This window comes from Sphingomonas sp. AC522 (assembly GCF_979258125.1).
Genome location: NZ_OZ409836.1, coordinates 1,661,549 through 1,685,966 on the forward strand (window position 1 = coordinate 1,661,549; position 24,418 = coordinate 1,685,966).

Genomic DNA, 24,418 nt, shown 5'->3' on the forward strand with positions numbered 1-24,418 from the left:
CGCTTACTTCGCAAGCTCTCTAAGCATCGCCCGGTAATAGACGATCGATGGCGCGATTTCGCTCAGCGGCGTGCGCTCGTTGAGCCCGTGCGCAAAGCCGTCCGACGACTTCATGAAGATCGGGCTGATCCCATAGCTCGGCACGCCGCGCGCGCGGAACCACATGCTGTCGCTCGCGCCGGAGGACATGCTCGGGGTGACCGGGACGCCGGGGAAGCGTGCGTGAATCAGTCTGGTGACCAGCTTCATCAGGTCCGGCCTGAGCGGCGAGGCGGGGCTGGCGACCGACCCGGCATCGAGCGTGACGATCTTGAGCTCGGGATCGCCCACCACCTTGGTCAGCGTTTCCTGCACTTGCGCCATGCTGGTGCCCGGGAAGATGCGGCAATTGATGTTGGCGGTGGCGCGCTGGGGCAGGGCGTTGGTCGCATGGCCGGCATTGACCATCGTTGCGACGCACGTCGTGCCGGTCTGGCCGATCAATCCCGGATAGGAGCGCAGATAGGCCAGCGCCTGCGGGTCGTCCTTGTTGGCGAGGAAGCGCCGCGTGGCCTCCGCCATCGGCTTGTCCGAAGTGGGAATCGCCGCCTCGAAGCTCGCCCGCGTGATTTCGTTGATCTCGGCGGGGAATTGATAGGCGGCGATTTTTTCCAGCGCGCGGGCTAGCGAGTAGATCGCATTGTTCCTGCTGGGTGCGCTCGAATGTCCGCCGGGATTGGTGAAGGTCAGCTCGTAATCGGCATAGGTCTTCTCGGCGCCCTGGATGCCGAAGCCGACCGCCTTGCCGGTCTCGTCGATCTCGCCGCCGCCGCCATCGATATTGATCAGCAATTCGGCATCGTGGAATTCCTCGGCGAGCTTCTGCGTCGTCTTCATCGAGGTTTCTTCGTCGCCCGAGGCGAGGAAGAGGATATCGCGGCCGGGCTTGAAGCCCTCGCGCTTGAGCTGAATCAGCGTCGCGACCAGCGTTGACAGATCATACTTCATGTCGCTGGCGCCGCGGCCCCAGATATAGCCTTTCTCGATCACCGGCGTGAATGGATCGCGGGTCCAGTCGGCAGGCTTGGCCTCGACCACGTCCATATGGCCTGAGATGTAGATCGGCTTCCTGGCCGGCGCAGTGCCGCGATAACGCGCGACCAGATAGGCGGTATCGCCCAGCTTCTCGACGCGGACATCGGCATCGGCAAAGCCGCCCGCGACGAGCTGGGTTTTGAGATAATTCGCATAGTCGAGCGTCTGATTGCCTTCGCCGGCAACGGTGCGGAAGGCGATGCCGCGCTTGAGCATCTCCAGCGCCTGCGCTTCGGCCTGTGGATTGGGACCAGCTGGAGCCTGGGCATAAGCAGCCGGAGCCGCAGCGAGCGCCAGTGCGAGGAAAGCCGCGGCGTGGCGCATGGGGAGGCTCCGAATCAGGGGACTGGAGCGGGTGAAGGGAATCGAACCCTCGTCGTAAGCTTGGGAAGCTTCTGCTCTACCATTGAGCTACACCCGCCCGAGGCGCGGAAATCCAAGCTTTCTCGGCTTGTGTCAAGCGCGCATTCCGACGCTTTGCTTGTCGAAATCCCGATGCGGCAGCTCAGGCGCGAACAAACAGATTCTTGAGCCAATGCGGGCCGGTGCGGGTGGCTTCGCGCCAGTCCGCCGCTTCGCCCTCGGCATCGGGATCGAAGCTCCACGGATCGAGCAGCTTGATCCGCCCGGTGCGGAAGGCGCCCGTGCGGCGCGTGGCCAGGGTTAGGCTGTGCTCGGCAGCGGTCGCGGCGAGCAGGCCGTCGCGGATCTCCGGATAGCCCAGGCGCGCGGCGCGGAGGGCGATGGCGCTGTCGACGGGCAGGATGCGGCCCTCGAATGCCGGGAGCAGTTGTTCGTTGAGCCAGGCCTGCCAGGCCGCGCCGCCGTCCTTGCTCCGGCGCGTTGCCCGGGCGCCGGCATATTCGAGTTCGAGCAGCGCCATTGCGGAAAGGAACAGGCTGTGGCGCGGGGTCATTGCCGCCCAGGAGAGCAGGCCGGCGCTCGATCCCGCCAGCTTGCGGTCGCGCAGCACGAGGAGGATTTCGGTGTCGAGCAGAAACATCAGCGCCTTCCCCAGGCACCCTGCAGATCGGCCGGATCGAGCGCCTCGCCTCCCGATGCGGCGAGCAGATCGGCGAGATTGTCGGCCTGGCCGCTCATGCGCTGATAGGCATCGATGCTGAGCAACACGTGCGTCGGGCGGCCGCGATCGGTCACTATCACCGGCTCGATCCGCGCAAGCCGCTTGGCCAGGCTGACATCCTGGTTGAACTCGCGGCTGGTCACCATTTTCACTAAATCGCCCTCCCGAACCGTAGGTACATTACTAGTTGGCCGGGCGCGGGCAACAAATATGCGCGGCTCTGCTAGCAAGGAGGTGGGACAATCGGTCCACTGGCAGCGCCGATTGCGAGCCGGTACGGTGGGGCGCACCCGTGGAGCCCGAGATGCAGATCACCGAAGACGATATCGCGAGGCTGGTTCCGGCCTTTTACGACCGCGTTCGCGCGGATGCGGCGCTCGGCCCGATCTTCAACGGCGCGATCGAGGATTGGCCGCATCATCTCGCAAAGCTCCGCGCCTTCTGGTCGTCGGTGATGCTGACGAGTGGGCGTTACAAGGGCCAGCCGATGGTCGCACACGTGAAGCATGAGCAGCACATGACACCTGAGAATTTCGCTCGCTGGCTGGCACTGTGGCAGCAGACGGCCACCGAATTGCTCGGACCCGAAGCGGCTGCGTTGTTCCAGGAAAAGGCAGACCGGATCGCCGAGAGCCTGCAGCTGGGCGTGCAATTCTATCGCGACCGCAAGTCGCCTGACGCCTGACAATTCGCCGTTTCGGCAATGGTTTATCCCCTTCGCGGGGTTGCCACGGCTGGCCTCAACCTTAAGGGTGACCTGCCGCTGCCCAAGGGCCGCGACCACCGAAGAGGAGAGCCGGTGTCGAGTGACGCTCTATTATGGTTGATGCTGGTGCTCCCGTTTGCGGGGAGCCTTGCCTCCGCGTTTCTGCCGGTTCGTGCGCGCGATGCGGCGGGTTTGCTGGCGGGCGCGGTGGCGCTTGCGGGGGTGGTTATCGCCGGCCTGCTTTATGCCCAGGCGTCGGGCGAGCGGGTGCTGCGGACCGAAATGGAATGGCTGCCCTCGCTGGGCCTCAACCTGGTTCTGCGTCTCGACGGGCTGGCCTGGATCTTTGCTTTCGTGATCCTCGCGGTCGGCTTCCTCGTCGTCATTTACGCGCGTTATTACATGTCGCGCGAGGATCCGGTCCCGCGCTTCTTCTCGTTCTTGCTCGCCTTCATGGGCTCGATGCTGGGGCTCGTCCTGTCCGGAAACCTCGTCCAGATCGCCTTCTTCTGGGAGCTGACCAGCCTCTTCTCCTTCCTGCTGATCGGCTATTGGCACCAGAACCAGAGCGCGCGCGATGCGGCGCGAATGGCGCTGATCGTCACCGGCACGGGCGGGCTGTGCCTGCTGCTCGGCATATTGCTGATCGGCAAGATCGTCGGCAGCTATGATCTCGACGTGGTGCTGGCCGCGGGCGATCTGATCCGCGCGAGCGACCTCTATACCCCGGCCCTGATCCTGATCTTGCTCGGTGCCTTCACCAAGAGCGCGCAGTTTCCGTTTCACTTCTGGCTGCCGCGCGCGATGGCGGCGCCGACGCCGGTATCGGCCTATCTCCATTCCGCGACGCTGGTGAAGGTCGGGATCTTCATCCTGATCCGCTTGTGGCCGGTGCTCGCCGGAACCGACACCTGGTATGTCATCGTCTCCAGCATCGGGCTTGCGACTTTGTTGTTCGGCGCCTGGGCGGCGATGTTCCAACAGGATGTGAAGGGGCTGCTGGCTTATTCGACGATCAGCCATCTCGGGCTGATTACGCTGCTGCTCGGGCTAGGCAGCCCGCTGGGGCTGGTGGCGGCGATCTTCCACACGCTCAACCATGCCACGTTCAAGGCATCCCTGTTCATGGCGGCGGGGATCATCGATCACGAGACCGGAACGCGCGACTTGCGGCGGCTGAGCGGGCTCTTCAAGTTCATGCCGATCACGGCGACGCTGGCGATGGTGGCCGCCGCGGCGATGGCGGGCGTGCCCTTGCTCAACGGTTTCCTGTCGAAGGAAATGTTCCTCGCCGAAGCGCTTGAAAACCATCGCGGCACGGTGATCGATCAGGCGCTGCCGGTGCTCTCCACACTCGCGCTGACCTTCAGCGTCCTCTATTCGGTGCGCTTCATTCATCAGAGCTTCTTCGGACCGCCGCCAAAGGATCTGCCGCACCAGCCCGAGGAAGCGCCGGTCTGGATGCGGCTGCCGATCGAAATCCTTGTCCTCGCCTGCCTCATCATCGGCGTGGTCCCGGCGATGACCGTCGGCCCGTTCCTCGATGCGGCGGCGCGATCGGTGCTGCACGATCAGACCCCTGAATACAGCCTGGCGATCTGGCATGGGTTCACCGCGCCGCTGCTGCTCAGCGTGCTGGCGCTAGTGGCGGGCACGATCGGCTATCTGGTCTTCCGCGACCGGCTGAACCGGCGTGAGAGCGCACCGCTGATGCGCCGGGTGAAGGGCCGCAAGGTCTTCAATTCGGTGCTGGCCACGATCATCTCCGCCGCGCGCACGCTCGAGCAACGGCTCGGCGCTCGCCGCCTCCAGACCCAGCTGCGGGTGCTCGTCTCGATCGCATTGCTCGCGGCGGCGCTGCCGTTCGTGCGCTATGGCTATAGCTTGGGGAGCCATCCGGGCACGATCATCGATCCGGGCTTCGCAGTGATCTGGGTCGTCGGCGGGGCATGCGCGATCGGCGCTGCCTGGCAGGCCAAATATCATCGGCTCGCGGCGCTGATCCTGATGGCGGGCGCGGGGCTGGCGAGCTGCGTCAGCTTCGTCTGGCTTTCGGCACCCGATCTGGCGATCACCCAGCTGCTGGTCGAGACCGTCACCACCGTCCTGCTGCTGCTCGGGCTGCGCTGGCTACCCCCGCGGGTCAAGGACGCGTGGCCCGAAGGCCATTCGCCGTGGAAGGTGCATCTGCGCCGCAGCTCGGATCTCACCATCGCAGTGCTGGCCGGGGCGGGGATGGCGCTGCTCTCTTATGCAGTGATGACGCGGCAACTGCCCGATACGATCTCGCGCGAATTCATCGCCCGGAGCTATTCGGAGGGCGGCGGCACCAATGTCGTCAACGTAATCCTCGTCGATTTCCGCAGCTTCGATACGCTGGGCGAGATCAGCGTGCTGGCGATCGTCTCGGTCACGGTGTTCGCGCTGCTGCGCCGCTTCCGGCCTGCCGTGGAGAGCATCGCGCCGCCGCCGCAACAGCGGCTCCAGAATGCGTTCGACCATGTCCAGGACGATCGCCGCGTCGGCGATACGCTGCGCGACTATATGTATGTGCCGCGGGTGATCATGCAGTGGCTGTTCCCGGTCATGCTCCTGCTTGCATTCTATCTGTTCCTGCGCGGGCACGACATGCCGGGCGGCGGCTTTGCGGCGGGTATCACGCTGTCGATCGGCCTGATCCTGCAATATATGGCGATGGGCACACGGCAGGTGGAAAGCCGGCTGCGCGTGCGCCCGATCCGCTGGATCGGCAGCGGGCTGCTGATCGCGACCGCGACCGGCGCGGGAGCGTGGCTGTTCGGCCATCCCTTCCTGACCTCGTGGTTCCGCTATCTCGACCTGCCGATCGTCGGGGAGGTGCCCGCGGCGAGCGCTCTGCTGTTCGATCTCGGCGTGTTCATTCTCGTGGTCGGCGCGACGGCGCTGATCCTGGTGGCGCTCGGCCATCAATCGAGCCGGACTGCGCGCAAGAGCGTCCAGCCTGCCGCAGTGAGGGAAGACTGATGGAAATCGTCCTCGCCCTCGCCATCGGCGTGCTGACCTCTTCCGGGGTGTGGCTGATCCTGCGCCCGCGCACCTTCCAGGTCGTGGTCGGCCTGTCGCTCCTCTCTTACGCCGTGAACCTGTTCATCTATGCGATGGGCCGCCTGCGCGTGGATGCACCGCCGATCGTCGAGAGCGGCGGTGTGGCCGATCCTTCGAACTATGCCGATCCGCTGCCCCAAGCGCTGGTGCTCACCGCGATCGTGATTTCCTTTGCGATGACGGCGCTGCTGCTGGTCGTCCTGCTCGCCTCGCGTGGGCTGACCGGCACAGATCATGTCGATGGCAAGGAGCCCGATTGATGGCACTTGTCGATCAGCTCATCATCGCGCCGATCCTCGTGCCTCTGGCCGCGGCCGGCCTGCTGCTCCTGCTCAGCGAGCGGCGTGTTCGGGCGAAGCGCGCAATCAGCATCACCGCGACGCTGCTCCTGATCGGCATCTCCATCGCGCTGCTGCGCGAGGTCATTGCCGTCGGGCTGGACGGCGCACCCGCAACGCGGACCTATCTGGTGGGAAATTGGCCGGCGCCGTTCGGCATCGTGCTCGTGATCGACTGGCTCTCGGCGCTGATGCTGGTGCTCACCAACATCTTGGGCTTCGCCTCTCTGGTCTATTCGATAGCGCGGTGGGACACGGCAGCCCCGCGCTTCCATGCATTGTTCCTGCTCCAGCTCGTCGGGCTCAACGGCGCCTTCCTGACCGGCGACCTGTTCAACCTGTTCGTCTTTTTCGAGGTGCTGCTTGCGGCGTCCTATGGCCTGATGCTCCACGGCTCGGGCGCGGCGCGGGTTAAGGCAGGGCTGCATTATGTGGCGATCAACGTTGCCGCATCGCTGCTCTTCCTGATCGGCGTGAGCCTGATCTACGGCGTTGCCGGCACCCTCAACATGGCCGATCTGGCCATTCGGATCCCGCAGATCGCCGGGTCGGACATGGCATTGTTCCAGGCCGGGATGGGCGTGCTCGGAGTCGCCTTCCTGCTCAAGGCGGGGATGTGGCCGCTCGGCTTCTGGCTGCCGACCACTTATTCGGCGGCAGCGCCTCCCGCGGCGGCGCTGTTTGCGATGCTGAGCAAGGTCGGCGTCTATGCCGTGCTGCGTGTGTATCTGTTGCTGTTCGGAACCGAGAACAGCCCGATCGCCAGCTTCGGAGGCGAATGGCTGCTGTACGGCGGCATGGCCTCGATCGCCTTCGGGACGATCGGCGTGCTTGCCACGCGCACGCTTTCGCGGCTGATCGGGTTCAGCGTGCTCATCTCCTCGGGCACGTTGCTCGCCGCATTGGGATCGGGGGAGGGCGCGGTGCTCGGCGCGGTGCTCTTCTATCTGGTCAGCTCGACGCTGGTCATCGGCGCCTTCTATCTGCTCGCCGAACTCGTCGACCGCCAGGAAGCCGGCCCCGATGCAACCGCGCCTTTCGAGGCCGTGTTCGACGATGAGGACCCGGTCGTCCTCGACACGCCGGATAACGAAATCGGCGTCGTCATCCCCGGCACGATCGCGATCCTGGGGGGTGGTTTTGCGCTGTGCGCGTTGCTGCTTGCTGGCCTGCCGCCGCTCTCGGGCTTCATCGCGAAGTTCGCGCTGATCGACGGGCTGCTCGGGCTGGACGAGCAAGTCGCACCCTCGACCTGGACGCTGATCGCATTGATCATCGCCTCGGGCCTCGCCACGCTGATTGCCACCAGCCGTGCCGGGATCGACTTGATCTGGACCCCCTCGGAGAGGCCCCAGCCCGCGCTTCGCCTCGCTGAGGCCGCGCCGGTGGGGCTGTTGCTGGGAATATGCCTGGCGCTGATGGTCTTTGCGGGGCCGGTGATGCGCTACATGGAGCGCACCGCCCATTCGCTCGAGGACCGCGAGAGCTATATCCAGTCGGTGATGCAGGCGAGGGGCCGATGAAGCGCTGGATCCCGCACCCGCTGCTCGCAATCGCGCTGCTGGTAATGTGGCTGCTCCTCAACCAGTCCGTGTCGCCCGGCCATATCTTGCTCGGCGCGATCGTCGCGCTGCTGGCGTCGCATGCGCTGGCGGCGATGCGCCCAGAGCCGGTCCGCTTCGCCGCCGCCGGGCCTGCGCTGGGGTTGGCTGGTCTGGTGCTGGTCGATGTCGTCCGGTCGAACTTCGCAGTCGCCAAGGTCGTTTTGTTCTCCCAGCAACGGGGTTCGGGTTTCGTCCGCGTGCCGCTGGAGATGACCAACGTCCATGCGCTGACGGTTCTCGCCTGTATCATCACGGCGACCCCCGGCACGCTGTGGGTCCAGTTCGATCGCGCCAATAGCGTCCTCCTCCTTCACGTCCTCGATCTGACCGACGAGCAGGCCTGGATCGACCTGATCAAGAGCCGCTACGAAGCGCGCCTGCTGCGAATCTTCGCGCAATGACGACGCTTGCCCTCGCCATCGCGATCACTGCGGCGCAGATTATGCTCGGCCTCGCCATGGGCTGTGCCGCCTGGCGCGCATTGATCGGCCCGCGCGCGCAGGATCGAATCCTCGGGCTCGACACGCTCTATGTGAACGCGATGCTGCTGCTGCTCACCTTCGGGATCCAGACCGGGCGGACGATCTATTTCGAAGCCTCGCTGATCATCGCCTTGCTCGGCTCGGTGGGCACGGTGGCGCTCGCCAAGTTCCTGATGCGCGGGGAGGTAATCGAATGATCGAGGCTCCGGATCTTCCCAGCTGGGCTGCATTGCTAGTTGGGCTGCTCGTTCTCAGCGGCGCGGCTTTCACTTTGGTCGGGTCGCTCGGACTGCTCCGTCTGCGCAGCTTCTACGAGCGCGTCCACGCGCCGACGTTGGGCACCACGCTGGGCGTGGCGCTGATCATCCTGGGTTCGATGCTGTGCTTCTCGGTCCTCCAGACCAAGACGCTGGTTCACGAGCTGATGATCCTGATCCTGGTCAGCCTGACCACCCCGGTCACCTTGATGCTGCTGGCGAGGGCCGCGCTCTACCGCGACCGCACCGCGGGAAGCCGCGATGTGCCGCATACCGACGATGACGCCAGCAACTGAGCGTCAGTTGCCGTTGTTGGCGACCATGTCGATATCGGTGCCGCCGTCGCTGCGCGAGGTGAGGAAGAGCACATAGGCGCCGCCGTCGCGCTCGCGCGTGCCGCCCAGGATATGCTGTTCGCCATCCACCTGATGCTCGGACGTGTAACCCGATTTGGTGGCGCGGGTGTAATACCAGTCGAGCATCGCCTGCATCGGCTGGGCTGCCGAGAAGCTGACTGCGCGCAGGGCGCATTGGCCGGCTTCGCTACCCGCGGCTTCGGTCACGCGCGCCTGTGGGAAGAGCGGAAGATCACGCGGCAGGCGAGTCGCCCAACCGGCGCCATAGCTCAGCGATGCGGCGCATTGGCTGGTGCGGCCATCGCGCTGGCGTGCTGCGAGCCCGCCCAGCGTCACGCTTTCGCGTGCCGCGGCGCACTGGGTGCAATCCTTGCCCGCCTGGGTGGGGGCGGGGGCTTTCATCAGCCCGGCCATGTCGACCTGGTCGGTATTCGCGGCGACGCCGTCATCGGGAACGCCGGCCGAATAGGGCTGGGCCGGCGGACGGACCGCGTCGCCATTGGCCTGACGGCCGAGCTGGGGATCGACCATGATCTGATCCTGGAGCGCGCTCGCCAGTGCCGGATCGGCGGCGTTGCCGCTTGCTTCGTCGACATTGGGAATGCTGCCCGCGCCACCGCATCCCGCCAGCGCAAGCGGCAAGAGGAAAGGCAATAGATAAGCTCGGCTGCGGGCCATTCACACGCTCCTTTGGGCTCCAACGTCATGGGCGAGGAAGGTTAAGGAAGCGTTGGAAAAGCTGGCGGAGCGGCGAATTTCGCGTTAACCATTCGGAACCCCGGACGGATCGAGTGCGTTTTCCGCAATCGAATCAAAGGGCATTCCATGCATCTGAACGCGAAGTTCGTCGGCGGCGGCGTCGCCGCTACCGTGGCGGCCGGTATCGGCTATCTGCTGCTCTCGCGTGGCGAACAGCCGGCATCGTTCCGCACCGTCGCACGCGAAGGCGCGTTCAGCGTGCGCGATTATCCGCGGTTGTGGGTCGCCGAAACCGTGATCGAGGGAATGCGTGAATCCGCAGTCGCGCGCGGGCTCGGCCGGCTGGCGGAATATCTGTTCGGGCGCAGTGGCGCGTCGCGGGTGACTATTCCGGTGCTCGCCGATGGCGACGAAGACGGGCGTGGCTGGCGCACCCGGCTGGTGATGCCAGCGCGGATGCATCCTGAGAGTCTTGCGCCTGAAGAGGGCGTATCGCTGCGTGCCTTGCCCGCACGCAGGATCGCAGCGTTGCGCTTTTCGGGCGAGAGCGACGATCACGCGCTCGGCGCGCACGAGGCGGAACTGCGCCAGTGGATGAACGCCCGTGGCCTGCGCGCGGCCGGGCCGGTCGAGCACGCTTTCTACAATTCGCCGCTCACCCCGGCGCCGCTCCGCCGCAACGAGATACTGATCCCGCTCGCGGCGTGACTGCTTTATCTTGCTAACACACTAGCCGGACCCTATAGTCGCATCATGCTAAACATCCTCTCGATCCTCATCGGCATCATCGCCTTCCTGATCGCTTTGGTCGGGATCGTGCCGATTCCCTTGGTGCCGCTGCTCAATTGGATCGCGCTGCCGATTGCGATCGTCGGCGCGGCCCTTGGCGTCGTTTCCGGCCGCACCTCCGGCCGCAATCTAAATCTGCTAGTATGCATAATCAGCGGCCTCCGCCTGTTTTTGACCGGCGGCCTGATCTGATCGAGTAGCTGTCGGGCAGCTCCGTCTTCCCCGCTTGTACGGGGTCAAGTACGCGGCAGGTCCGGAAGCGCGAACTGACCTCTCGAACACGGCAAAAGGCCCGGCGGTTTCCCACCGGGCCTCTCTCGCCTGCGTGGCTGAGCTTGTTAGCGGCAGCGAACGTTGTTGCGGTCGACCGACGAGCCGAGCGCAGCACCGGCAGCCGCGCCGAGCAGCGTGCCGAGCGTGGAATTGCCACCGCCAGCGATCGCGTTACCGAACAGGCCGCCTGCCACACCGCCGACGATCAGGCCGGTGGTGCCATCCGAACGGCGGCAATAATAGCGTCCGTCGCGGCCGCGATAGACCCGGTCATTCCGGCTCAGGCGGCGTTCCTGGTAATAGCGGCCGTCGCGATAATAATCGTCGGCATAATATTGACGCTCGCCCGGGGGCAGGCGGTTGTAATCATAGCTGCGATAACGGCGCCAATCGCGCTGCCACGCACGATTGTTGTTCTGGCGCATGTCGCGACGATCGTCCTGACGTGCTTCGCGGATGTCTTCGCGGCAATCGCGGGCTTCACGCCGCACTTCGCGGCGGGTGTCGGCATTGCGCAGGTCACGCGCGCAATCGGCGCGGGCTGCACGTTCATTGTGGTTCTGGGCCATCGCCGGCAAGGCCGGGATGGTGACCGCCGCGATGGCCGCGGCAATAAGGATACGCATGGAAACTCTCCTGTTCGTTTCAGGTGCGGTTCTAACGTACCGACGCGGGACGAAGTTGCGTGAACCCGAAACTACATCCCGTTCATCGTGCCGCCATGCATCAGATTCGTGCGTCTCCGGGATAGGCGAACAGCAAGTCGCTGCCGGCCTCGGCCACCAGCTTCGCCGAGCCCTGAACGGTCAGGCATTGCCCCGCCTCGAACGCGACCCCGTCGATGCTGCCGGCGCCAGCCAGCGGCACCAGCCATGCCGTGACCCCTTCGGCAAGCACGATATCGCGCTTTCCCGCACCCCAGCGTTCGAGCACGAACTTGGGGCCCTCGACCAGGATCGTCCGTCCCTCGCCGACCTTGCCCGGCATCGGATGCGGCACGAAGGGCACCGGCTCGGAAACTGCGACGCCGTCCTCCAGATGCAATTCGCGCGGGCGGCCATAATCATAGAGCCGATAGGTGGTCTCGCTATTCTGCTGGACCTCGACCAGTGTGATACCCGCACCGATCGCGTGGATCGTGCCCGAGCCCGAATAAAAGAAATCGCCGGCCTTTACCGGCTTCCAGTCGAGCAGGTCCTCGATCGATCCGTCGAGCGCCGCCTCGCGCAGCGTTTCGCGGTCGGTGGGGAATTTGGTGCCCAGCGCGATCGTCGAATCGGGCTCGGCATCCAGGATCACCCAACATTCGTCCTTGCCACGCGGCAGCCCGGCGGCGTGCGCCTGCTCGTCGTTCGGATGGACCTGGACCGACAATTTCTCGCTTGTGAACAGATATTTGATCAGCAGATCCGGCGTGCTGTCCCCCGGCGTCTGGAACCAGATTTCGCCCACCGGCTCACCGTCGGGCGAGGGGTCCTCAAATCCCGGCCACAGCTTGTGGCGGCCCCAGGGCTTTTCGACGCGGTGGGTGGCGAGAAGCGTAGCAGTCACTCGGAATCCCTCATCTCGATTGGTGTTTCCTGGGCAACGCGCATAGCGCGCAAGCGCTCCCGCCCCAATCCCGCCGCGAAAAGGATTGTTTGAAGCCATGCGCCCGGTCTAAGACCACCCCATATGCGTACATCATTCCGTCGCGCCCTCGCGCTCGCCATCGTTCCCGTGCTCGCTTTCTCGGTCGCCGGGTGCGCCAAGAAGGGCAAGACCGATCTCCCCTATGTCGCGCGCGACGTGGGCACGCTCTACAGCACGGGCAAGGAAAAGCTCGACCAGCATCAATACAAGCTGGCCGCCGCCCTGTTCGACGAAGTCGAGCGCCAGCATCCCTATTCGATCTGGGCGCGCCGCGCGCAGCTGATGGGTGCGTTCAGCTATTATCTGAACCAGGATTACACCGACGCGATCGCCTCGGCGCAGCGCTTCCTGGCGGTCCATCCCGGCAACCGCGACGCGCCTTATGCCTATTATCTGATTGCGGTCAGCTATTACGAGCAGATCAGCGATGTCACGCGCGATCAGAAGATCACGCAGCAGGCGCTCGATTCGCTGGGCGAACTGACTCGCCGCTATCCGACCTCGCGCTACGCATCCGACGCGCGCCTGAAGATCGACCTTGTCCGCGACCATCTCGCCGGCAAGGAAATGGAGATCGGACGTTTCTATGAAACGCGCGGCCAGTGGCTCGCGGCGTCGCTGCGCTTCCGCGCCGTGGTCGACAATTACGAGACGACGACGCACGTTCCCGAAGCGCTGCTCCGCCTGACCGAAGTCTATCTCGCGCTCGGCGTGCCTGCAGAGGCGCAGAAATCGGCCGCGGTGCTCGGCGCCAACTATCCCGGCACGGACTGGTATGAGCGCGCCTTCAAGCTGATGCAGCAGAATCAGGACAAGCTCGCCAAGGCGACGCCGACAAGCTGATCGCGAAGTGGTTGATACCACTTCCGTTCTTCCTGTGTTCCTGCGATAGGCTGCGCCCATGCTGACGGCGCTTTCCATCCGCGACGTAGTGCTGATCGAGGCGCTCGACCTCGAGTTCGGCCATGGGCTCGGCGTGCTCACGGGCGAGACGGGGGCGGGCAAGTCGATCCTGCTCGACGCGCTGGGCCTTGCATTGGGCGCGCGCGGCGAGACCGGGCTGGTCCGCCAGGGCGCAGCACAGGCCGTGGTCACCGCGACTTTCGATACGCCGAATGCCGAAGGCGAGGTCGCCAATATCTTCGCCCAGAACGGGCTTGAGCTTGAGCCCGTTGAACCATTGATCGTGCGCCGCATCGTCAAGTCGGATGGGGGCAGCCGGGCGTTCCTCAACGATCAGCCGGCATCCGCCGGACTGCTTCGCGAGCTGGCGCCGCATCTCGTCGAGATCCATGGCCAGCACGACGATCGTGGGCTGCTCAACGCGCGCGGCCACCGTGCGCTGCTCGATGCTTTCGGGCGGTGCGATTCGGGGCCGGTGGCGATTGCGCATCGCGCGTGGCGCGATGCCGAGGGTGCGCTGGCCGCCGCGCTTGCCGAGCAGGATATCGCCGAGCGCGACCGCGAATGGCTCGAACATGCCGTCGCTGAACTGCGCACGCTCGCGCCCGAACCGGGCGAAGAGGAAAGCCTGGCCGAGCGCCGGGCGGCGATGCAGCGCGGCGAGAAGATCGCCGGCGAGTTGCAATCGATCGCTGACCTGCTCGAAGGCTCCGATGGCGGCCTCACCAAATTGCGCCAGGCCGCACGCGTCCTCGACCGGATCGGCGAGGATCATCCGCTGCTCGGTGAAGCGCTGACTGCGCTTGATGCCGCGATCAACAATGCTGCCGAGACGCAGGACAAGGTCGATGCCGCGGCGGAGGCGCTGGCCTTCGATCCGGCTGCGCTGGAAGCCGACGAGACCCGGTTGTTCGATCTGCGCGGAGTTGCGCGCAAGCACCGCGTCCAGCCCGATGATCTCGCCGCCTTGCTCGACGAGCTGTCGGCCAAGCTCGAACGGCTCGAGAGCGGCGGCGCCGGAATTGGAGCGCTCGAAATGGCGGCGCAGGAGGCGCATCGCGTCTATCGCGACGCCGCGCAGGCGCTGTCCCGGGCGCGGACCGATGCGGCGTCGCGGCTCGACCTCGCCGTGGAAGGCGAACTCAGGCCCCTCAAGCTCGATGCCGCGCGCTTCCAGACCCGAATCGAGCCGCTCGAAGAAGGGCTATGGTCGTCCTCGGGCATGGACCGTGTCGAATTCCTCGTCTCGACCAACCCCGGCGCCCCCTTCGCGCCGTTGATCAAGATCGCATCTGGCGGCGAGCTTTCGCGCTTCATCCTCGCATTGAAGGTGGCGCTCGCCGAAGAGGGTGGGGCGCACACGCTGATTTTCGACGAAATCGACCGCGGCGTCGGCGGTGCAGTGGCGAGCGCGATTGGCGACCGGCTGGCCCGCCTCGCAGGCACTGCGCAGGTGCTGGTGGTCACGCACAGTCCCCAAGTAGCGGCGCGAGGCAGCCGGCATTTGCTTATCGCCAAGTCGCATGATGGAACGGTCACCCGCACGGGCGTCACGCCGCTGAACGATACCGAGCGCCGGGAGGAGATCGCGCGCATGCTCTCGGGGGCCGAGATCACCGACGAGGCCCGCGCCCAGGCCGAGCGGCTGCTGGAGCCCGCCTGAGCTTCCTGAACGAACCCGCCGGACTTGCGACAAATCGTGACACAAAAGCCGGGTGCCCGGTACATCCTGGCGACAGGGTGCCTCCATATATGTCCACAGGCCGCTGAGGCGGTCAGGATTTGAAAAGAGGAGTACAGTCATGAAGAAGATCACGCTTATGCTCGCCGGCCTTGGCATCGCTGCCGCGGCTCTTCCCGCCACTGCGATCGCCGCTGCGCCGCAGCCGAACGCACCTAGCTTGCAGCGTGGTGGTGCATGGCAGAACATCAACGCTCGCCAGAACCGTATCGAGGCGAAGATCAATCAGGGCATCCGCTCCGGCGCGCTCACCCGCGGCGAGGCAGTTCGCCTCCGCGCAGAGTTCCGCCAGATCGAGCGTCTCGAAGCCAGCTATCGCCGCTCGCGGCCCGGCCTGACTGCCGGCGAGCGTCTGGACCTCGATCGCCGCTTCGATCGCCTGGAACGCAGCATCCGCGTCCAGAAGAACGACCGCGATGACCGCCGCGGCGGCGGTCGCCGCTACTAACAGAGCTCCCCACGGGGGGTGAGGACGGGCTCCGCCGAAAGGCGGGGCCCGTTTCCTTCTGTCAGCGAAGCGGCTTGCCGCTGTCTTTCCACTTGTCGAGGATTTGCGACTCCGCATCCTCGCGCCGCGCCTGCGGACCCATCGGCGTCCCGCTCTGCGCATAGGCCGGCTGGACCGCCGGGATCGGCGTGGGCACTGCCATCAGTTTGCCTTCCGGAACCGCGGTAACCGGTGCCGATGCATTGACTGCCGCGACGGCGCTCGGATGCGGACCGGGGAAGGGTTCGTTACCGCGATAGACCGAACGAAACGCGTCGGCAGTGCCCCAATAGCCCTTCCACCGATGGAAGAAATGCGCGCCATAAACGCCGGTCATCACCAGGCTGCGATTCCACGAAGGCGTCACCGCATAAGTATGGTAATGCGTCGCCATGCCGACAGGCGCGAAGACGCTGCCGCTCAGCGCATCCGCGGCCACTCGTGCTGCCCGGATCCAGGCGTCACGCGCCGGCTGGCCGCGGCTCATTGCCCCGTCACAGGCGAAGCTGAACTGACAGCCGCGCTTCTCTGAACCCTGAAACACGACGCCGCACACCGTCGATGGGAAGGTGGGATGGCGCACGCGGTTGAGCACAACCTGCGCAACTGCGCGCTGGCCATCATCCGGCTCGCGCGCGGCTTCGTAATAGATCGCAGTCGTCAGGCATTGCAGCGCACGCGCCTTGTCGTTTGGCGTTCCGGCAAGCCTGAAGGGCGAAGCAGGCTGGATCGAGCCATCTACCACCGCATTTTCGGGCACTGGCATGTCGGGCAAGTCGACCGTGCCCGTGGTCCCCGCCATCGATTCCTGCGCGGCGGCCTGATCCTCATCGATCGCAGTGTAATAAGCGGCGCCGGGGAAATGATCATCGGCGTCATAGCCGGCGGGTGCAGCGACTGCGACGGGCTCGGGAAGTTCAGGGCCGATCGCCTGCGCCGAGAATCCGGCGCCGATCAGTGAGACAAACGCCGCCGCCGCTATCCCTCGTGCTTGTACCTTGGTGAAACGCCGCCAGAACACTGCCTAAACCTCACTCGCCGAGCAGAGAATATAGCTGCAAAAGCTAATGCTTTCGCCCTCGATTTCGGACGCGTCCCGCGGCGAAACACTTGATGGTTAAGGTAATTCTTAGCCGTTCTTGGAGGTGACGTAGGCGGCCCGGAAAGCGCTGGCGAACTCCGCCAGCTGTCCACTCGCAATCGCCGCGCGCAGATCGCTCATCAGCACCTGGTAAAACCACAGATTATGCTCGGTCATCAGCATCGCGCCGAGAATCTCGCCGGCGCGCACCAGATGGTGGAGATAGGCGCGGCTGAAGCTGTGGCAGGTGGGGCAGGGGCATTCCGGATCGAGCGGCCCCATGTCTTCGCCGAACTTGGCGTTGCGGATGTTGATCGGACCCGTCCGCGTGAACGCCTGGCCTGTGCGGCCGCTTCGCGTGGGCAGCACGCAATCGAACATGTCGATGCCGCGTTCGACGGCGCCGACGATATCGTCGGGCTTGCCGACGCCCATCAGATAGCGCGGCTTGCTCGCGTCGAGTTGCCCCGGCGCATAATCGAGCACGTTGAACATTGCTTCCTGGCCTTCGCCAACCGCAAGTCCGCCCACGGCATAGCCATCGAACCCGATGTCGAGCAGTGCATCCGCCGAGGATTTGCGTAAGAATTCGTCAAGCGCGCCCTGCTGGATGCCGAAAATCGCGTTGTCGGCAGCATGCTCCTCCGCGGCGAAAAATGCGTGCCGCGAGCGCTTGGCCCAGCGCATCGAGCGCTCCATTGCCGCGGCCTGCACTTCGCGGGTCGAAGTCGTCGGCACCAGCTCGTCGAACGCCATGGTGATGTTCGAGCCGAGCAATCGCTGGATTTCCATCGATCGTTCGGGGCTGATCAGATGTTTGCTGCCGTCGAGATGCGATTTGAATGCCACCCCCTCTTCGCTGCGCGTCGTCAGCTCGGACAGGCTCATCACCTGATAGCCACCCGAATCGGTGAGGATCGGCCGATCCCAGCCCATGAACTTGTGCAGTCCACCCAGCCGCGCGACCCGCTCGGCGCCGGGGCGGAGCATCAGGTGATAGGTGTTGCCGAGGAGGATATCCGCGCCGGATGCACGCACATCGGCGGGTTTCATCGCCTTGACGGTCGCGGCGGTCCCCACCGGCATGAACGCCGGCGTGCGTATCTCGCCGCCGCGCATTGCGATGGTGCCGGCGCGCGCCTTGCCGTCGGTCGCGTGGATCGTAAACTCGAAGCGGGGAGCAGTTGCAGTCATGGCGCGTTGCCCTACGCAAGTTGCCGCGCAACTGTCGAGGGAACATGCCCAACGAGACGACCGAAAAGCTTCGCGAGATGGCTACGCACCGCGGGCTCAAGCTTATCGCCTCTCGCCGTCGCAAGGAGGGCGGCGACTTCGGCAAATACGGGCTGTCCGACGCAGACGGGAAGCAGGTGTTCGGCTTCGAGGGCGACGCCCTGAGCGCCAGCGCGGATGAGATCGAAACCCATTTGCGCGGCGCAGCGAGCAGTGCTTAGGGCAGTTCGGCCAAGGCGATCAAGGCCAAGCCTCTCCCTAAGCCGAAACCCCTGCCCAAGCCCAAACCCAAGCCGCGCTTCAAGCCCAGGATCGAGAACCTCCTGGGAAAGCTCCCCGCCGCCAAGCGCGCCGAGGCCTTTACCGAACTCCTAGCCCGCCCCCGCATCCGCATCGAACGCATCGTCTCGCGCGGGCAGGCAACGCCCGAGGATGCGCCGATGGTGCAGGAGCAGGACGAATGGGTGCTGCTGCTCGAAGGCGCGGCGCGGATGCGAATCGAGGATTCAGCCGAAGTGACGCTGGCGCCTGGGGACCACTTGCTGATCGTGGCGCGTCAGAAACATTGGGTAACCTGGACCGCAAAGGACCGTCCGACCGTTTGGCTCGCAGTCCATCTGCGCTGAAAGGAGCCGATCATGCCCGACCAGATCAATCCTGGTGACGATGCCCCTCCCGGCACGCCGGGAACGGGCGAGAATATCTGCCCGCGCTGTGCTGGCTCTGGCGAGGCTAGTGGCAGGGAGTGCCCGGAATGCGGGGGAACGGGAAAGGTCATCGAAGGAATTGGGGGAGGGTAATCCCGCCAATCTTCGCGAGCGCGGGGCCAGAATTGCCCAGGCCCCGCTACTAATCACCCGCGATGCGCCGCCACATAATCGAGGATGTCTTGCGGTGCGCGGAACAGCGCATCGGGCTTGGTCGCGGCGAGGGCCTGTTCATGGGCATAGCCCCACAGCACCGATCCCGCCTGCATCCCCACTTCGCGCGCGGCATCCACGTCTCGCGTCTCGTCGCCGATCGCCAGCGTCTCCCGCGCCGGCACGGCCAGACGCTTGAGCACGCGGCGGAACTTGGGCGCCTTTCCGAACAAGGATGAGCCGCAAGCGAAAAAGGATATCTGAGCCGCGTTCTCGGGGCCGAGGATTCGCCGAGCATTGTCCTCCGAATTGGAAGTCACCAATGCGATCTGCACGCCCATCGAATTGATCTGCTGGAGCAGGTCGGGGGTCCCTGGAAACAGCTCGATCTGCCCCACGTTGCGCCCCACCAGGCGGCGGACATACCAAGCGATGAAGGGCAGCTTCCAGCGCGCGATCTGGAGGTATTTGATCACTTCGCGCGAGCTCTTGTGCCGCAGCATCTCGATCTCGTCGCCCTTGACCGTGCGGAAATGGAAGATGCCCGCCAGATGGTCGATCACCGAGATGAACCAATCGCCGCTATCCGAAAGCGTCCCGTCGAAATCAAAGATCACCAGCCGGACCGGATCGCGCGCGGGCGCAGTGGGCGCCTCAGTCATGCGCGTGACCGTTTCCATGCATGCGGCATTCCGCTCCGTCGCCCAGTTCGATCTGAACTGTGGTGTGGTCGATGCCATGATCGTGCTCCAGTCGATGCTGAAGGTCCATCAGGAATGCGTCACCCGGATGACCATCGGGCATAATCAGGTGCGCAGTGAGCGCAGTCTCGGTAGTGCTCATCGGCCAGATGTGGAGATCGTGGACGCGCGTCACGCCGGGCAGGGCAGCAAGGCTGCGCTCGACTGCGCCGGCATCGACGCCCTTGGGTACTGCCTGGAGGAGCATGGTGAGCGATTCGGCGAACAGACCCCAGGTGCTCCACAGGATCACGCCGACGATGATCAGGCTGATGGCCGGATCGACCCATGTCGCGCCGGTGAACAGGATCACCGCTCCGCCAATGACCACGCCGGCAGAGACCGCCGCATCGACCGCCATGTGGAGAAAGGCGCCGCGAATGTTGATGTCGCCCTTGCGCCCACGGGCGAAAAGCATCGCAGTGCCGAGATTGACGGCGATTCCCACGCTTGCGACGATCATCACGATGCCGCCCGGCACCGGGGCTGGTTCGGACAGACGCTGGATCGTCTCGAGCAGGATCGCGCCCACCGCGACGAACAAGAGCACTGCATTCGCAAGCGCCGCGAGGATCGAGGAGCCGCGTAGGCCATACGTGAAGCGGGCGGAGGCAGGGCGCTTGGCAAGCTCCGCGCCGCCCCAGGCAATCAGCAGCCCCAGTACGTCCGAGAGGTTGTGCCCGGCGTCGGCCAGCAGCGCTACTGAATTGGTCCACAGCCCGGCCCCGCCCTCAACGATTACGAAAGCGAGGTTGAGCGCAGTTCCGATTGCAAAAGCGCGGCCGAAATCCGCCGGGACATGATGGTACCCGCCGTGCTGATGCCCGATATGCTCGTGATCGTGATGCGCAGCCATTCAGACGGTTCTTAGCCGCGTGCGGGCATGAGATACTAGCGCTTGCGGCGCTGCCTGCCGAAGTTCTGAGCGGGCATCTGCGGGCGAATGGTGACCAGCTCACTGCGCGTCAGGACGCCATCCTTGTCCGCATCGAAGCGTGCGAACAGCAGGTCGAAGCGTGCCGCCAGCTCGTCCAAGCTGATCTTCTCGTCACCATCGCGGTCGGTCTCGAACGGGCTGGGCAGGGTGTTGCGATCGCCGAGCCAGCGTTCGGACCAGTCGGAAAAGCCGATATAGCCGATCAGGCCGTCGCGCGGCCTGGCGCTATCGAAGCTGTCGCGCAGCCCGGCGGCAAACTCCGCCCGGGTCACGCGGGCGTCGCCGTCGCTGTCGAACGCGGCGATCATCATCGCCACGGGTTCGACGATCACGGTGGCGGCGGGCTGCGTCGTGGTGCTGCTGCCGATCGGACTGCTGGTATCGCGCTCGCCAGTGGGGATCGCCGTGCGCTCCGGCCGCGGCTGCGCGATGGCCGGCGCGGCGGCGGAAAGCGCGAGCAGCAGGAGGATCAGGCGCATCGTGAACCTTTCAGGGAAGCAGCAGCGAAGCATCGCCATAGCTGTAGAAACGGTAGCCGGTCTGGATCGCATGCGCGTAGGCTGCCTGCATCGTATCCAGCCCCGCCAATGCACTGACCAACATGAACAAAGTCGAACGCGGCAAGTGGAAGTTGGTGATCAGGCCGTCGAACTCCCCGGAAGCGGTAACCAGGAGTGATGAAGATCGCGGTGTCGCCTTCGAAGGGCTGGATCTGGCCGTCTTCGCATGCGCTCTCGATCAAGCGCAGGCTGGTGGTGCCGACTGCGATCACGCGGCCGCCTTTTGCGCGCACGGCATTGAGGCGCTCGGCGGTCTGCGCGTCGATACGGCCCCATTCGGCGTGCATCCTGTGCGCGTCGGTATCCTCGGCCTTGACCGGCAGGAAGGTCCCCGCGCCGACATGCAGGGTTAGGGTGGCATGCCCGATTCCAGCTGCTTCGAGCGCAGCGATCAGATCGGGTGTGAAGTGCAGTGCCGCGGTCGGCGCAGCGACGGCGCCGGGCTCGCTCGCGAACATCGTCTGGTAATCATCCGCGTCGCGCGCATCGGTGGGGCGCTTGGAAGCGATATAGGGCGGCAGCGGCATGCGGCCACAGCGCTCGATCAGCAGTTCGACCGGCTCGTCTCCGGCAAAGTCGAGCGCGAAGCTGCCGTCCTCGCCGCGGTCCGACGCCAGCGCCGTCACGCCCGCGCCGAAATCGACGGTTTCGCCTTCGCGCAACTTCTTGGCGTTGCGGATGAAGGCGCGCCAGCGCCGGGGGCCTTCGCGCTTGTGCAGCGTCGCGCCGATCTTGGCCGCGCCGCGCATGCCTTCGAGCTGCGCCGGGATCACGCGCGTGTCATTGAACACCAGGCAATCGCCGGGGCGCAGCGCTGCGGGCAAGTCGCTGACCAGGGCATCGCGCATTGCGCCGCGCTCGACGACCAGCATCCGCGCCGAATCACGCGGCGAAGCGGGCCTGAGCGCGATCCGCTCGGCCGGCAGTTCAAAATCGAAGAGATCGACGTTCATGGGTCACCCGCCGAAGCGGTCAGGGTACCAGGGTCGCGGGCTTTTCGCCTGCGGGCAGAGCCTTGGGGGCGTCGGCCTGGGGAGCCTGATAGGCCGGGGGATTGTCGGCGAGAACATAGGCATGAAGGATCTTGGTAGGGTTTGCAGGCGGCTCGCCGCGTTCGATCTTGTCGACCCATTCCATGCCGCCGATGACGCGGCCGAACACCGTGTATTTCTGATCGAAGCCAAGCCGCGGGCCGAACATCAGGAAGAACTGGCTGTTGGCGCTGTTGATGTCCTGCGTGCGCGCAGCGGAGACCGCACCGCGGACGTGCGGCAGCGAATTGAACTCTGCAGGAACGTTGGGAAGGTCAGAATTGCCCGTGCCGGTGCCGGTCGGATCGCCGGCCTGCGCCATATTCTCTTCGCCTTCGATGACGCGGTGGAAGATCACGCCGTCATAGAATTTCTTGCGGGTGAGCGTCTTGACCTGCTCGACCATCTTCGGCGCCGCATCGGGGCGCAGGCGGATCAGCACGCGGCCGCCGGTCGAGAGATCGAGCACCCAGGTGTTCTCAGGATCGGCCGGGACCACGGCGGGCAACGGCTTGGCATCGGCTGCATCGGCCGCGACGCCGCGAAACGGTTCGGCCGCGGGCTTTGGCTTCCCGCCTTGCGCCAGTGCGGGAGAGACTGTCAGCGTCGCCGCCACGGCGGCCAGAATTGCCAGAAAACGCATCACATCCCCACTCGATCGGAAAATTGTTCGGCGCACGTCTAAAGCAAAGCGGCACGCGCGCAAAGCCGGGTTCAACTGCCCTTGCGGCCAATCGAATTGACGCGATCGACCACCTCGACCTCGACCTGTGTAGGCACGAATTTGCGGATGTCGCCGCCATAGAGCGCGATTTCCTTGACCAGCCGGCTCGCGATCGGCTGGAGCGAGACGTCGGCCATCAGGAAGACCGTCTCGATCCGGTCGTTCAGCTGCTGGTTCATTCCCGCCATCTGATATTCATATTCGAAATCGGCGACGGCCCGCAGGCCGCGCACGATCACGCTGGCGCCGCAGCGCTCGGCGAAGTCCATCAGCAGCGAATCGAAGCTGACCACTTCGATGCCGTCGATATCCGCGGTTTCGCGCACGACCATCGCCATCCGCTCCTCGACCGTGAACATCGGCGATTTGCTGGGATTGGTGGTGACGCCGATGACCAGCCGATCGACCAGCTTCGCGCCGCGGCGGATGATGTCCATATGGCCGAGCGTGAGCGGATCGAAGGTGCCGGGATAGACGCCGGTGCGGTCGGTCATTCGGGTTCCCCTATCTGTCGCGTTCGAGCGTGTAGCGCGCAATATCGCGCAGCAGATCAGCCTCGGGGCCGTAGGATTTGAGATGCGCGATCGCCCGATCGACGAGCAGCGTGGCCTGTTCGCGCGCGCGCGCCGGGCCGAGCAGGCTCAGGAAGGTCTCCTTGCCGGCCTGGCCATCCTTGCGAAGCTTCTTGCCGGCCACTTCCTCGTCGCCCTCGGCATCGAGCAAGTCGTCGGCAATCTGGAAGGCTAGGCCAACGTCGCGGGCATAGCCGCGCAGCCCGGTGCGGCCCTCGGGAGGCAGCTTGGCAAGGATCGCCCCGCTCTCGACCGAGCAGGCAATCAGCGCACCGGTCTTCATTGCCTGGAGCCGCGTCACGGTCGGCAAGTCGAAACTGGCTTTCTCGGCCTGCAAATCCATCATCTGCCCGCCTGCCATGCCCGAGGGCCCCGAGCTAAGGGCCAAGCACCCTACCAACTCGATGCGGACGAAGGGATCGGGATGCGTCACTTCGTCGGCGAGGATCTCGAAGGCGAGCGCATGGAGGCAGTCCCCAGCCAGGATCGCAGTCGCTTCGTCGAAAGCGCGGTGCACGGTCGGCTTGCCGCGGCGAACGTCGTCATCGTCCATCGCCGGCAGATCGTCATGAATCAGCGAATAGACGTGGATGCACTCGAGCGCGGTCGCGACGCGCGCTGCGCAATCCTTGTCGACACCGAACAATTGCGCGGTGGCAGTAACCAGCAGTGGGCGGAGGCGCTTGCCGCCGCCGATCGTCGCGTGGCGCATCGCGCGATACAGGCTCTCACGCGGGTCGCCGGGAATGGCGAGCAGCCGATCGAACTGCTTGTCGATTTCCGCGGACACCTGCCGCAGCGCGGTCTGCAGCGCGAGGCTGGCTTCGGCCACCGCCGCTACTCAGTTCGCAGCGAAGGGAGCGGTGCCGGCCGCCCGGCCCTCGGCGTCGGTGCGGATCGCCTCGATCTTGGCCTGCGCCGCGTCGAGCCGCGCGGCGCATTGCCGGCGAAGCTGGTCGCCGCGCTCGTATAAGTCGATCGCCTCCTGCAGCTGCGCCTCGCCGCTTTCGAGCCGGCCCACGATCCGCTCCAGTTCCTTGAGTGCTTCCTCGAACGAAAGCCCCGCGATATCCGCTTCTTCTGCCATGGCAGCGCTATGCGGCAGGCAAGCGGGGGATTGCAACCTGGCATGCGCGACACATCTTGTGCGAGCGACGCGAGACGAAAGGCC

At 65.2% G+C, this 24,418-nt stretch carries 29 protein-coding genes, 1 tRNA gene and 1 pseudogene; 14 read left to right on the forward strand and 17 right to left on the reverse strand.

Features of this window, described 5'->3' with window-relative positions:
• Window positions 1-3: 3 nt before the first annotated feature.
• The 4 genes from ACZZZM_RS08110 to ACZZZM_RS08125 all read right to left on the reverse strand — a co-directional run bounded on the left by ACZZZM_RS08110 (window position 4) and on the right by ACZZZM_RS08125 (window position 2,304).
• Window positions 4-1,398: a M20/M25/M40 family metallo-hydrolase gene (locus ACZZZM_RS08110; protein ID WP_463594598.1), complete on the reverse strand. Its 1,395-nt coding sequence runs from the start codon at window positions 1,396-1,398 to the stop codon at window positions 4-6.
• Window positions 1,399-1,421: 23 nt separating this feature from the next.
• Window positions 1,422-1,495: transfer RNA gene (locus ACZZZM_RS08115), tRNA-Gly, on the reverse strand.
• Window positions 1,496-1,579: 84 nt separating this feature from the next.
• Window positions 1,580-2,077: a PIN domain-containing protein gene (locus ACZZZM_RS08120; protein WP_463594599.1), complete on the reverse strand. Its 498-nt coding sequence runs from the start codon at window positions 2,075-2,077 to the stop codon at window positions 1,580-1,582.
• Complete coding sequence (locus ACZZZM_RS08125) at window positions 2,077-2,304, reverse strand: type II toxin-antitoxin system Phd/YefM family antitoxin (protein WP_463596408.1); 228 nt, start codon at window positions 2,302-2,304, stop codon at window positions 2,077-2,079. The genes ACZZZM_RS08120 and ACZZZM_RS08125 overlap by 1 nt, the downstream gene beginning before the upstream one ends.
• 158 nt (window positions 2,305-2,462) lie before the next feature.
• Here ACZZZM_RS08125 and ACZZZM_RS08130 point away from each other — a divergent pair, with 158 nt between their 5' ends.
• The 7 genes from ACZZZM_RS08130 (at window position 2,463) to mnhG (ending at window position 8,925) form a co-directional block, all read left to right on the forward strand.
• Window positions 2,463-2,843, forward strand: a complete 381-nt coding sequence (locus ACZZZM_RS08130) for a group III truncated hemoglobin (protein WP_463594600.1) — start codon at window positions 2,463-2,465, stop codon at window positions 2,841-2,843.
• A gap of 114 nt (window positions 2,844-2,957) precedes the next feature.
• Window positions 2,958-5,867 (forward strand): monovalent cation/H+ antiporter subunit A, encoded by a 2,910-nt coding sequence (locus ACZZZM_RS08135; RefSeq protein WP_463594601.1) that lies wholly within the window; start codon window positions 2,958-2,960, stop codon window positions 5,865-5,867.
• Window positions 5,867-6,208, forward strand: coding sequence for a Na+/H+ antiporter subunit C (locus ACZZZM_RS08140; RefSeq protein WP_463594602.1), 342 nt, complete (start codon window positions 5,867-5,869; stop codon window positions 6,206-6,208). Before ACZZZM_RS08135 ends, ACZZZM_RS08140 begins: the two co-directional genes overlap by 1 nt.
• Complete coding sequence (locus ACZZZM_RS08145) at window positions 6,208-7,809, forward strand: monovalent cation/H+ antiporter subunit D (RefSeq protein ID WP_463594603.1); 1,602 nt, start codon at window positions 6,208-6,210, stop codon at window positions 7,807-7,809. Before ACZZZM_RS08140 ends, ACZZZM_RS08145 begins: the two co-directional genes overlap by 1 nt.
• Window positions 7,806-8,291: a Na+/H+ antiporter subunit E gene (locus ACZZZM_RS08150; protein ID WP_463594604.1), complete on the forward strand. Its 486-nt coding sequence runs from the start codon at window positions 7,806-7,808 to the stop codon at window positions 8,289-8,291. The genes ACZZZM_RS08145 and ACZZZM_RS08150 overlap by 4 nt, the downstream gene beginning before the upstream one ends.
• Complete coding sequence (locus tag ACZZZM_RS08155) at window positions 8,288-8,569, forward strand: K+/H+ antiporter subunit F (RefSeq protein WP_463594605.1); 282 nt, start codon at window positions 8,288-8,290, stop codon at window positions 8,567-8,569. Before ACZZZM_RS08150 ends, ACZZZM_RS08155 begins: the two co-directional genes overlap by 4 nt.
• A complete protein-coding gene (gene mnhG, locus ACZZZM_RS08160) occupies window positions 8,566-8,925 on the forward strand; it encodes a monovalent cation/H(+) antiporter subunit G (protein ID WP_463594606.1) in 360 nt (119 codons plus the stop codon). The genes ACZZZM_RS08155 and mnhG overlap by 4 nt, the downstream gene beginning before the upstream one ends.
• 3 nt (window positions 8,926-8,928) lie before the next feature.
• Here the strand turns inward: mnhG and ACZZZM_RS08165 are convergent, their stop codons facing one another.
• Entirely contained in the window at window positions 8,929-9,663 is a 735-nt protein-coding gene (locus ACZZZM_RS08165; protein ID WP_463594607.1) for a hypothetical protein, read from the reverse strand.
• 147 nt (window positions 9,664-9,810) lie between these two features.
• Here ACZZZM_RS08165 and ACZZZM_RS08170 point away from each other — a divergent pair, with 147 nt between their 5' ends.
• Both ACZZZM_RS08170 and ACZZZM_RS08175 read left to right on the forward strand, forming a co-directional pair.
• Complete coding sequence (locus tag ACZZZM_RS08170) at window positions 9,811-10,392, forward strand: SOUL family heme-binding protein (protein ID WP_463594608.1); 582 nt, start codon at window positions 9,811-9,813, stop codon at window positions 10,390-10,392.
• Window positions 10,393-10,437: 45 nt separating this feature from the next.
• Window positions 10,438-10,665, forward strand: a complete 228-nt coding sequence (locus tag ACZZZM_RS08175; protein ID WP_463594609.1) for a hypothetical protein — start codon at window positions 10,438-10,440, stop codon at window positions 10,663-10,665.
• A gap of 146 nt (window positions 10,666-10,811) precedes the next feature.
• Here ACZZZM_RS08175 and ACZZZM_RS08180 read toward each other — a convergent pair whose 3' ends face one another.
• Window positions 10,812-11,372 carry a glycine zipper 2TM domain-containing protein gene (locus ACZZZM_RS08180; RefSeq protein WP_463594610.1) on the reverse strand — a complete coding sequence of 187 codons (561 nt, stop codon included), beginning with the start codon at window positions 11,370-11,372 and terminating at the stop codon, window positions 10,812-10,814.
• 100 nt (window positions 11,373-11,472) lie between these two features.
• Entirely contained in the window at window positions 11,473-12,297 is an 825-nt protein-coding gene (locus tag ACZZZM_RS08185; RefSeq protein WP_463594611.1) for a class I mannose-6-phosphate isomerase, read from the reverse strand.
• Between the two features lie 123 nt (window positions 12,298-12,420).
• Here ACZZZM_RS08185 and ACZZZM_RS08190 point away from each other — a divergent pair, with 123 nt between their 5' ends.
• From ACZZZM_RS08190 to ACZZZM_RS08200, 3 genes are all read left to right on the forward strand, one after another.
• Window positions 12,421-13,221: an outer membrane protein assembly factor BamD gene (locus ACZZZM_RS08190; RefSeq protein ID WP_463594612.1), complete on the forward strand. Its 801-nt coding sequence runs from the start codon at window positions 12,421-12,423 to the stop codon at window positions 13,219-13,221.
• 58 nt (window positions 13,222-13,279) lie between these two features.
• The gene (gene recN, locus ACZZZM_RS08195) at window positions 13,280-14,944 is read left to right on the forward strand and encodes a DNA repair protein RecN (protein ID WP_463594613.1); all 1,665 of its coding nucleotides are present in this window, start codon (window positions 13,280-13,282) and stop codon (window positions 14,942-14,944) included.
• Between the two features lie 139 nt (window positions 14,945-15,083).
• Window positions 15,084-15,470 (forward strand): hypothetical protein, encoded by a 387-nt coding sequence (locus ACZZZM_RS08200; RefSeq protein WP_463594614.1) that lies wholly within the window; start codon window positions 15,084-15,086, stop codon window positions 15,468-15,470.
• A gap of 61 nt (window positions 15,471-15,531) precedes the next feature.
• Here the strand turns inward: ACZZZM_RS08200 and ACZZZM_RS08205 are convergent, their stop codons facing one another.
• Window positions 15,532-16,530 (reverse strand): cell wall hydrolase, encoded by a 999-nt coding sequence (locus ACZZZM_RS08205; protein WP_463594615.1) that lies wholly within the window; start codon window positions 16,528-16,530, stop codon window positions 15,532-15,534.
• A 108-nt stretch (window positions 16,531-16,638) separates the two neighbouring features.
• On the reverse strand, window positions 16,639-17,784 hold the full coding sequence (gene tgt, locus ACZZZM_RS08210; protein ID WP_463594616.1) for a tRNA guanosine(34) transglycosylase Tgt: 1,146 nt from the start codon (window positions 17,782-17,784) through the stop codon (window positions 16,639-16,641).
• Window positions 17,785-17,828: 44 nt separating this feature from the next.
• Here tgt and ACZZZM_RS08215 point away from each other — a divergent pair, with 44 nt between their 5' ends.
• Complete coding sequence (locus ACZZZM_RS08215) at window positions 17,829-18,044, forward strand: hypothetical protein (RefSeq protein WP_463594617.1); 216 nt, start codon at window positions 17,829-17,831, stop codon at window positions 18,042-18,044.
• 219 nt (window positions 18,045-18,263) lie between these two features.
• Entirely contained in the window at window positions 18,264-18,449 is a 186-nt protein-coding gene (locus ACZZZM_RS08220; RefSeq protein ID WP_463594618.1) for a cupin domain-containing protein, read from the forward strand.
• Between the two features lie 227 nt (window positions 18,450-18,676).
• Here the strand turns inward: ACZZZM_RS08220 and ACZZZM_RS08225 are convergent, their stop codons facing one another.
• The 8 genes and pseudogenes from ACZZZM_RS08225 to ACZZZM_RS08260 all read right to left on the reverse strand — a co-directional run bounded on the left by ACZZZM_RS08225 (window position 18,677) and on the right by ACZZZM_RS08260 (window position 24,334).
• Window positions 18,677-19,345 carry an HAD hydrolase-like protein gene (locus ACZZZM_RS08225; protein ID WP_463594619.1) on the reverse strand — a complete coding sequence of 223 codons (669 nt, stop codon included), beginning with the start codon at window positions 19,343-19,345 and terminating at the stop codon, window positions 18,677-18,679.
• Complete coding sequence (locus tag ACZZZM_RS08230; RefSeq protein WP_463594620.1) at window positions 19,338-20,279, reverse strand: cation diffusion facilitator family transporter; 942 nt, start codon at window positions 20,277-20,279, stop codon at window positions 19,338-19,340. The genes ACZZZM_RS08225 and ACZZZM_RS08230 overlap by 8 nt, the downstream gene beginning before the upstream one ends.
• Before the next feature lie 35 nt (window positions 20,280-20,314).
• The gene (locus ACZZZM_RS08235; protein WP_463594621.1) at window positions 20,315-20,839 is read right to left on the reverse strand and encodes an EF-hand domain-containing protein; all 525 of its coding nucleotides are present in this window, start codon (window positions 20,837-20,839) and stop codon (window positions 20,315-20,317) included.
• Between the two features lie 10 nt (window positions 20,840-20,849).
• Window positions 20,850-21,873 (reverse strand): annotated as a pseudogene (queA, locus tag ACZZZM_RS08240) (tRNA preQ1(34) S-adenosylmethionine ribosyltransferase-isomerase QueA).
• A 19-nt stretch (window positions 21,874-21,892) separates the two neighbouring features.
• Window positions 21,893-22,594, reverse strand: coding sequence for a peptidylprolyl isomerase (locus ACZZZM_RS08245; RefSeq protein WP_463594622.1), 702 nt, complete (start codon window positions 22,592-22,594; stop codon window positions 21,893-21,895).
• Between the two features lie 71 nt (window positions 22,595-22,665).
• On the reverse strand, window positions 22,666-23,169 hold the full coding sequence (coaD, locus tag ACZZZM_RS08250) for a pantetheine-phosphate adenylyltransferase (protein ID WP_463594623.1): 504 nt from the start codon (window positions 23,167-23,169) through the stop codon (window positions 22,666-22,668).
• Window positions 23,170-23,179: 10 nt separating this feature from the next.
• Window positions 23,180-24,079: a polyprenyl synthetase family protein gene (locus ACZZZM_RS08255; protein WP_463594624.1), complete on the reverse strand. Its 900-nt coding sequence runs from the start codon at window positions 24,077-24,079 to the stop codon at window positions 23,180-23,182.
• 9 nt (window positions 24,080-24,088) lie between these two features.
• On the reverse strand, window positions 24,089-24,334 hold the full coding sequence (locus ACZZZM_RS08260) for an exodeoxyribonuclease VII small subunit (RefSeq protein WP_463594625.1): 246 nt from the start codon (window positions 24,332-24,334) through the stop codon (window positions 24,089-24,091).
• Window positions 24,335-24,418: the final 84 nt, after the last annotated feature.